Origin of the sequence: Mesorhizobium sp. M1A.F.Ca.IN.022.07.1.1, from assembly GCF_003997575.1 — a bacterium.
Taxonomy (GTDB): Bacteria; Pseudomonadota; Alphaproteobacteria; order Rhizobiales; family Rhizobiaceae; genus Mesorhizobium.
The window spans coordinates 1-6,915 of the sequence record NZ_RZST01000312.1; the positions used below are offsets into that span (position 1 = coordinate 1).

Below are 6,915 nucleotides of genomic sequence, written 5' to 3' on the forward strand. Positions count from 1 at the left end.
GGCCTTTGCCGATGCCGAGCCCCTGCGCCGAAGCCGATACGGCGAGCTCGGAGATATAACACACCCAGGAGAAGTCCGTGACGCCGCGCGCGACGCCGAGAAGCGGCCTGCCGTCGACATCGAGCCGTGCCGTCAGCACCAGATTGGCATTGCCGAGCATCGCCTTCAGTCGAGCTTCGTCGTCGACCGGCCGTGTTTCGCCGAGGCCGGATTCCACCAGCACACGGCGGAATTCGCCGACATCGAGCGTGGGTTCGCTTGCGTAAAGGACCTTCGAAGTCGGCGCCATGCGGCCAAGGTGCCCGATCGGCCGGGATTTTGAAAGCAGCCGATCCCGATCTTGTGTTCGATCGCCCAAGCCACACGACAACAGTTGCCTTTCATTTGCCGCCGGCTTTGTGTAAAGCGTGCGCAAAATTCCCCGCAGAGAGAAGACGGGTAAGGACCATGGACAAATTCACCAAGCTCACCGGCGTCGCGGCGCCCATGCCGATCGTCAACGTCGATACCGACATGATCATCCCGAAGGATTATCTGAAGACGATCAAGCGCACCGGGCTTGGCACCGGCCTGTTCGCCGAGATGCGCTACAAGGACGACGGCTCGGAGAACCCGGATTTCGTGCTCAACAAGCCGGCCTATCGCAAGGCGCAGATCCTGGTCGCCGGCGACAATTTCGGCTGCGGCTCGAGCCGCGAGCACGCGCCCTGGGCGCTGCTCGATTTCGGCATTCGCTGCGTCATCTCGACGTCGTTCGCCGATATTTTCTACAACAACTGCTTCAAGAACGGCATCCTGCCGATCACGGTCAGCCCGGAAGACCTGGACAAGCTGATGGACGACGCCTCGCGCGGTTCCAACGCCACGCTGTCGATCGACCTCGAAGCCAAGGAGATCCGCGGCCCGGATGGCGGCGTGGTCAAGTTCGATCTCGACGACTTCAAGCGCCATTGCCTTTTGAACGGCCTCGACGATATCGGGCTGACCATGGAGAAGGCCGGCGCCATCGCGTCCTTCGAGAAGAAGAACGCCGAGCTGCGCCCCTGGGCCTGAACGGCTGAGGCACTTGTGATAGATAGCCCGGCCGCAAGCGGCCGGGTTCGTGTGGCTGAACGGAGGGACAGTCATGACACGCCCGCTTCTGGCCGGCGCCTGCGCCTTGGCGGCGATCCTTCTGGCGGTGTCCGGGGCGACCGCGGCGCCGCAGGCGCCCGCGCCTTCCGACCAGCCCGCCGCCGATCAAGGGGCGGCCGATCAAGGCGCATCGAGCACTTCTGACGCCGCTCCCGCCGACACCGACAAACAGGCGCCGATCCCGTTCGAGGACGGCCAGCTCACCATCACGCAGCCGGAGCAGGACGGCGAGAAGATGCTCGCCTATGACGGCAAGCAGCTGGCCAGCAATTACGACGTCTCCTTCGACAGGATCGTCAAGATCGGCGACGTCAACGTGGCGCTGGTCGATGTCGGCGACGGCGGCAACCAGTGCGGCCCGGCCAAGGTCATCGTCTGGAAACCGAAGGACGGCGAGATCCGGACCACGACGGTCGAGCAGGACGAATGCGGCGCGCCGCCGGCCGCGGTTTCCGACGACGCCATCTATTTTGTGCCTTTCCTGCTGCCCGGAGGAACCAAGCCGGCCTTGCAATGGTCGCCGACCGAAGGGCTGACGACCTCCGGAAACCTGACCTACACGCCGGAACCCGGCACCGACTGGAAGGACGTCGATTCGTCGAAATACGACAACATCATCGACGCGTTCCATAACGAAGCGGTTTACAAGGCGGCGCAGGCGCTGCTGGGCGACAATATGCCCGACATGGCGACCAGCCTGCTGGTCGGCGGCGGCACCGAAAAGACCGCTTCCGGCGCCTTCTATGCCACCGGCTGCGTGCCGCATGACTGCGGCGGCAATGACGGCTTCATGGCGGTCGACCCGGTCAAGCACAAGGTCTATTTCGCCCGCCGCGGCCAAAATGGCGAGCCGGATGCCTGGCCGCCGGTAAAGGACTGGCCGGTGGATATCAAGAAGGCCTATGACGACGCGAAGGGGAATTAGCCCGAGCGTCAATTGCCAGGTTGCGTCCTTCGCGCCTCCCCTCTGTCCCGCCAGCATCCCGTTGTCTGGCTCACGACTGGGCTGTGGATGCGTTTCAGAATGACCGGACAAATCCTGCGAGGCCCCCATGCGCAAGCTGATCTCCACCGGTTCCCCCTTCGAGAAAACCGCCGGCTATTCGCGCGCGGTGGTGCAGGGCGACTGGTGTTTCGTCTCCGGAACGACCGGCTACGACTATGCCACGATGACGATGCCCGACACGGTCGAGGCGCAGACGCGCAATTGTCTTGCCACCATCGCCAAGGCCCTTGCCGACGGCGGCTTCGACATGGCCGATGTGGTGCGGGCGCATTACTATATTACCGACCAGGCCTATGTTGACGTGGTCTTCCCGATCCTCGGCGAGGCGTTCGGGGACATCCGCCCGGCGGCGACGATGATCGTCTGCCAGCTCAACAAGCCGGAGATGAAGATCGAGATCGAGGTGACGGCGCTCAGGCGCACTGTCTGATGCCTGTCGCCCAGGCTGCGAAGCGGCTGGGCACAACGACGGCGTGGAGCGAGGAGCGGCCCATGGTCAAGGTCAGACGCATCGTCGCCAATATCGAAACGCCCGACATTGCGGCGGCAAAGCGCTTCTATCAGGGCGTGCTTGGCCTCGATCAGCTCATGGATATGGGCTGGATCGCCACGTACGGCTCCCAGCAGACCATGGCCGTCCAGATCAGCTTCATGTCGCAAGGCGGGTCGGGCACGCCGGTGCCGGACCTCTCGATCGAGGTCGACGATGTCGATGATGCGCTGGACCGCATGCGCAAGGCTGGCTTTGCCGTCGAATACGGCCCGGCCGACGAGCCTTGGGGCGTGCGGCGCTTCTATGTGCGCGATCCGTTCGGGCGGCTGGTGAATATCCTGTCGCATCGGTGATGGCGCGCCTACCGGCCTCTTGCGAGATGCTGGCAGGGCAGAGGGGGTGTGAAGGATCTCGAGGCTCGTCCCCTTGCGCACAGCCCGCCCGGCGTTTAGCAAGGCCGCGGTTCAATTCTCTCCCCAGGACGGTTCTCCATGGCTTCGAAAAATCTCTTCCTGCTCGCCGGCGACGGCATCGGCCCCGAGGCCATGGCCGAAGTGAAGAAGTTGATCGCGGCCATGAACGCGAAGCTCGGCAGCGGATTTGCCACCGACGAGGGGCTGGTCGGCGGATGCGCTTACGACGCGCATGGCGCGGCGATCTCCGATGCCGACATGGAAAAGGCTGTTGCTGCGGATGCCGTGCTGTTCGGCGCCGTCGGCGGGCCGAAATGGGACAAGGTGCCCTACGAGGTGCGCCCCGAGGCCGGCCTGCTGCGCCTGCGCAAGGACATGGAGCTGTTCGCCAACCTGCGTCCGGCGATCTGCTATCCGGCTTTGGCCGCCTCCTCCTCGCTCAAGCAGGAGGTGGTCGAGGGCCTCGACATCTTGATCGTGCGCGAGCTCACCGGCGGCGTCTATTTCGGCGAGCCGAAGCAGATCATCGACCTCGGCAACGGCCAGAAGCGCGGCATCGACACCCAGGTCTACGACACGTTCGAGATCGAGCGTATCTCCGGCGTCGCTTTCGAGCTGGCACGCACGCGCAAGAACCATGTCACCTCGATGGAAAAGCGCAACGTCATGAAGTCGGGCGTGCTGTGGAACGAGGTGGTCACCCAGACGCATCAGGCGAAATATGCCGACGTCAAGCTCGACCACATGCTGGCCGATGCCGGCGGCATGCAGCTGGTGCGCTGGCCAAAACAGTTCGACGTCATCGTCACCGACAATCTGTTCGGCGACATGCTCTCGGACATCGCCGCCATGCTCACCGGCTCGATCGGCATGCTGCCGTCGGCCTCGCTCGGCGCGCCGGACGTCAAGACCAAGAAGCGCAAGGCGCTCTACGAGCCGGTGCACGGCTCGGCGCCCGACATCGCCGGCAACGGCGTCGCCAATCCGATCGCCATGATCGCCTCCTTCGCCATGTGCCTGCGCTATTCCTTCGGCATGACGGTGGAAGCCGACAAGCTCGAAGCGGCGATCGCCGCCGTGCTCGACGACGGCCTGCGCACCAAGGACATCATGTCCGAGGGCATGACCGAGGTCGGCACCACCGAAATGGGCGATGCCATCATCGCCAAGTTCCTGGGCTGATCCCCATGGCAGAGGCGGCGGTCGACGTCCGCTGGGCGACGACCGAGGACGCCGAGGCGCTCGCCACCGTGCTTTGCGCAATGGCGGCGCACTATCGGCAGTCGCCGCTCGACCACGCCCGGGCGACGGCCACGGCAAGGCGGTGGCTCGGCGAGGAAAGCCCGGGCTATCCGCATTTCGCGCTGGCCTTCGCGGGTGGCGAGGTGGCCGGCCTGGCTTCGGTCGCGATCGTGCATCCCGGCATCGATCTCGAGCGGCTGATGTTCTTGAAAGACTTGTTCGTGCGTCAAGAGGCTCGAAACGCGGGAGTGGGTGAGGCACTGATCGGCTTTCTCGCCGGCTATTGCCTCGACAAGCGCATTGGCCGCATCGACCTCACCGCCGAGGACTGGAACGAGGGTGCGCTGCGCTTCTACGAGCGGCTCGGCGCCGAACGCCACGGCCAGAAGATCTTCCTCAGGCTGTCGGGCGAGGCACTAAGGACGGCGGCCGCTAGAATCTGACTCCGCTCGGCACCGGCCCCCACTTGTTGTCGCCGGCCTGGGTCGGGATCAGGCCGAACACCAGGGTGGCGAGCCAGCCGACATAAGGCACGAAGCAGAGGATGGCGAGCCAGCCGGTCAGGCCGAGATCATGCAAGCGGCGCACGACGAGCGCGACCCACGGCAGGAACGTGAGCAGGACGTAAAGACCGAGCAGGCCGAACATGACGACCGGCTCATCGCCGCCGCCCTCGACGTTGCCGCGCGACAGGTCTGCGGAGAAGCCGACGCCGATGGCGACGACAAGACCGATCGTCCAGAACAGGCAAAAGCCCCAGAGCTCCTTGCGCCGGGCCCGGCCGGAGAAGTTGACGTAGTTCGTCGCCACGCCACGCCAGAAATAGCTCCAGAGGCCGGTCGATTCCACCGTTTCGGCCTCGGCGTTGCGGCCGAAATGCGGCTGCCCCGCAGGCGAGCTGCCCGGCAGCGGACGGGCAGGAACTGGAACGGCGTTGTCAACCGGATCGATCATCCGGCCGCGGACCGAGAAGACATTGCCGGCACGTTCGCCGTTCGGCTGGAACTCGACCTGGGCTCCCCTGGCAAGCGTTGTCTCGCGACGCAGGTCCTCGCGCGCGAAACTGTAGCGCCTGCCGTCGGCGCCGCTGATGAAGCCGAAGCCCTGGTGCTCGTCATAGTGAAGAACTTCGCCACGCATCAGATCCCCCCGAGTGTCGAATTCTTTCCCTTTGCTCGATTTGACATGAGCGCCGGCCGGCGGGCAAGAGCGATGGCGTTCAGCCGGCTATCGCAGAGGCGGCAAATCGGGATAGAAGCCGCAAGTCGCCTAATAGACCGCGAAGCAATGGCCCGGAAGGACTCGACACTGCTGCCAGAAGCGGCCGACGCTCCCCGCGGCCAAAGACGGAAAATCTGCATCGACGCCACCGGCCTGCTCGCCTGGCGCGGCGCGCTGGCCGGCATCCAGCGGCTGGAAGACTTCATGGTCAGGGCAGCGCTCGCCGATCCCGACCCGGATGTCGAGGTGGTGACGCTCGATCTCTCCAGCCATCGTTTCCGGGCGCTCGAAAAATTCGAGATGGAGCAGTTGGGTGTCAGCGAGATCGCGCCGTTCCGGCAGCGGCCGCGACCGCAAGCCGCTGCCGCGTTGCGGCAGGGGTTCCAATCGGTGCGGCGCCATCCAATGGCCAAGAGTGAAGCCGATCGCCAGCTTGCGGGAATGGTGACGAACGGCCGTCCCGGCTTCACCTTCACGGTGTCGAAGCTGTTGCTGCGGGCCTATCGCTTCTCTAGGCGAGCCGGTCTCCGGGCGGGTTTGCTTCGGGGCGATGCGGCGCAGCCGACGAAGAATGTCGATCGTCGAACGGTGCTGATCAGCAATCAGCTGCTGGTCGGCGAAAAGTTAGCGGCGGTTTGCGCCGGCCCCGACAACATAGCCTTTCTTTGCCACGACATGATCCCGACCATGCGGCCCGACCTTGTCGCAAAGAACAGATGGCAGGCCGCCTTCGGGCCCAATCTCGAACGGCTGGTGCGGTCCGGCGCGGCGGCCTTCTGCACCTCCGAGACCGCGGCGACGATGCTAGGCGATCACATGCGCAAGGCCGGAATAGATCTGCCGGTCGTCCATCGCTTCCCAATGCCGTCGCTGCTGCATGAGAGGGCCGCGCGGCTGAGGATGACGTCGCGGCTCGAGGCTGGCGAGCCCTACATCCTTTATTGCTCGACCATAGAGATCCGGAAGAACCACATCATGCTCGCCCGCATCTGGCAGCAGGCGCTCGACGAAGGCGTTCGGCTGCCGAAGCTCGTCTGCGTCGGCCGCTGGGGCTGGATGGTCGAGGAGCTCAGCGCCTATCTCAAGGCTCATCCGGGGCTGAAAGAAAAGATCATCTTCGCGGGTCCGGTCAGCGACGAGGAGCTTATCGGCTATTATCGAAGTGCCACCTTCGGCGTTTTCCCCTCGCATATCGAGGGCTGGGGCTATGCAGCTTCGGAGTGTCTGGATTTCGGAGTCCCGGTCATCGTCTCGACCACGCCGTCGCTGATCGAAGCGACCGGCGGCCTGATGCCCGCGGTCGGTTCGACCGATCAGATCGGCTGGTATGGCGCAATCCGACGGATGACAGACGACGCTGCCTGGCGCGATTTGGTGGCCGGCCGTATCGCCGAAGAGCACAGGCC

General features: G+C 64.6%; 9 protein-coding genes. 7 read left to right on the forward strand and 2 right to left on the reverse strand.

The genetic code is table 11. The features are described 5' to 3' along the window. Positions 1-289: GNAT family N-acetyltransferase (locus tag EOA75_RS26100; RefSeq protein WP_127325501.1), on the reverse strand; the 289-nt coding region annotated here is incomplete at its 3' end. Between the two features lie 158 nt (positions 290-447). On the opposite strand from EOA75_RS26100, the gene leuD reads away from it, so the two are divergent. The 6 genes from leuD (at position 448) to EOA75_RS26130 (ending at position 4,731) form a co-directional block, all read left to right on the forward strand. Further along, positions 448-1,053 carry a 3-isopropylmalate dehydratase small subunit gene (leuD, locus tag EOA75_RS26105; RefSeq protein WP_066991643.1) on the forward strand — a complete coding sequence of 202 codons (606 nt, stop codon included), beginning with the start codon at positions 448-450 and terminating at the stop codon, positions 1,051-1,053. A gap of 73 nt (positions 1,054-1,126) precedes the next feature. Continuing rightward, the gene (locus EOA75_RS26110) at positions 1,127-2,059 is read left to right on the forward strand and encodes a hypothetical protein (protein WP_127325502.1); all 933 of its coding nucleotides are present in this window, start codon (positions 1,127-1,129) and stop codon (positions 2,057-2,059) included. 127 nt (positions 2,060-2,186) lie between these two features. Continuing rightward, positions 2,187-2,570, forward strand: a complete 384-nt coding sequence (locus EOA75_RS26115; protein WP_067323608.1) for a RidA family protein — start codon at positions 2,187-2,189, stop codon at positions 2,568-2,570. 62 nt (positions 2,571-2,632) lie between these two features. After that, positions 2,633-2,986 carry a VOC family protein gene (locus tag EOA75_RS26120; protein WP_066991913.1) on the forward strand — a complete coding sequence of 118 codons (354 nt, stop codon included), beginning with the start codon at positions 2,633-2,635 and terminating at the stop codon, positions 2,984-2,986. Positions 2,987-3,124: 138 nt separating this feature from the next. Further along, positions 3,125-4,228 (forward strand): 3-isopropylmalate dehydrogenase, encoded by a 1,104-nt coding sequence (leuB, locus tag EOA75_RS26125; protein ID WP_127215303.1) that lies wholly within the window; start codon positions 3,125-3,127, stop codon positions 4,226-4,228. A gap of 5 nt (positions 4,229-4,233) precedes the next feature. Then, complete coding sequence (locus EOA75_RS26130; RefSeq protein WP_127240947.1) at positions 4,234-4,731, forward strand: GNAT family N-acetyltransferase; 498 nt, start codon at positions 4,234-4,236, stop codon at positions 4,729-4,731. On the opposite strand, the gene EOA75_RS26135 is transcribed toward EOA75_RS26130, so the two are convergent. Next, positions 4,721-5,428 carry a DUF805 domain-containing protein gene (locus tag EOA75_RS26135; RefSeq protein WP_127325503.1) on the reverse strand — a complete coding sequence of 236 codons (708 nt, stop codon included), beginning with the start codon at positions 5,426-5,428 and terminating at the stop codon, positions 4,721-4,723. The genes EOA75_RS26130 and EOA75_RS26135 overlap by 11 nt on opposite strands. A 147-nt stretch (positions 5,429-5,575) precedes the next feature. On the opposite strand from EOA75_RS26135, the gene EOA75_RS26140 reads away from it, so the two are divergent. Beyond that, a partial coding sequence (locus EOA75_RS26140; protein ID WP_127325504.1) for a glycosyltransferase occupies positions 5,576-6,915 on the forward strand: 1,340 nt, incomplete at its 3' end.

Excerpts from the sequence above, each read along its gene's own strand:
- leuB (WP_127215303.1), top strand. The coding sequence starts at position 3,125 with ATGGCTTCGAAAAATCTCTTCCTGCTCGCCGGCGACGGCATCGGCCCC.
- EOA75_RS26110 (WP_127325502.1), top strand. The coding sequence starts at position 1,127 with ATGACACGCCCGCTTCTGGCCGGCGCCTGCGCCTTGGCGGCGATCCTT.
- EOA75_RS26135 (WP_127325503.1), bottom strand. The coding sequence starts at position 5,428 with ATGCGTGGCGAAGTTCTTCACTATGACGAGCACCAGGGCTTCGGCTTC.
- EOA75_RS26120 (WP_066991913.1), top strand. The coding sequence starts at position 2,633 with ATGGTCAAGGTCAGACGCATCGTCGCCAATATCGAAACGCCCGACATT.
- EOA75_RS26130 (WP_127240947.1), top strand. The coding sequence starts at position 4,234 with ATGGCAGAGGCGGCGGTCGACGTCCGCTGGGCGACGACCGAGGACGCC.
- EOA75_RS26115 (WP_067323608.1), top strand. The coding sequence starts at position 2,187 with ATGCGCAAGCTGATCTCCACCGGTTCCCCCTTCGAGAAAACCGCCGGC.
- leuD (WP_066991643.1), top strand. The coding sequence starts at position 448 with ATGGACAAATTCACCAAGCTCACCGGCGTCGCGGCGCCCATGCCGATC.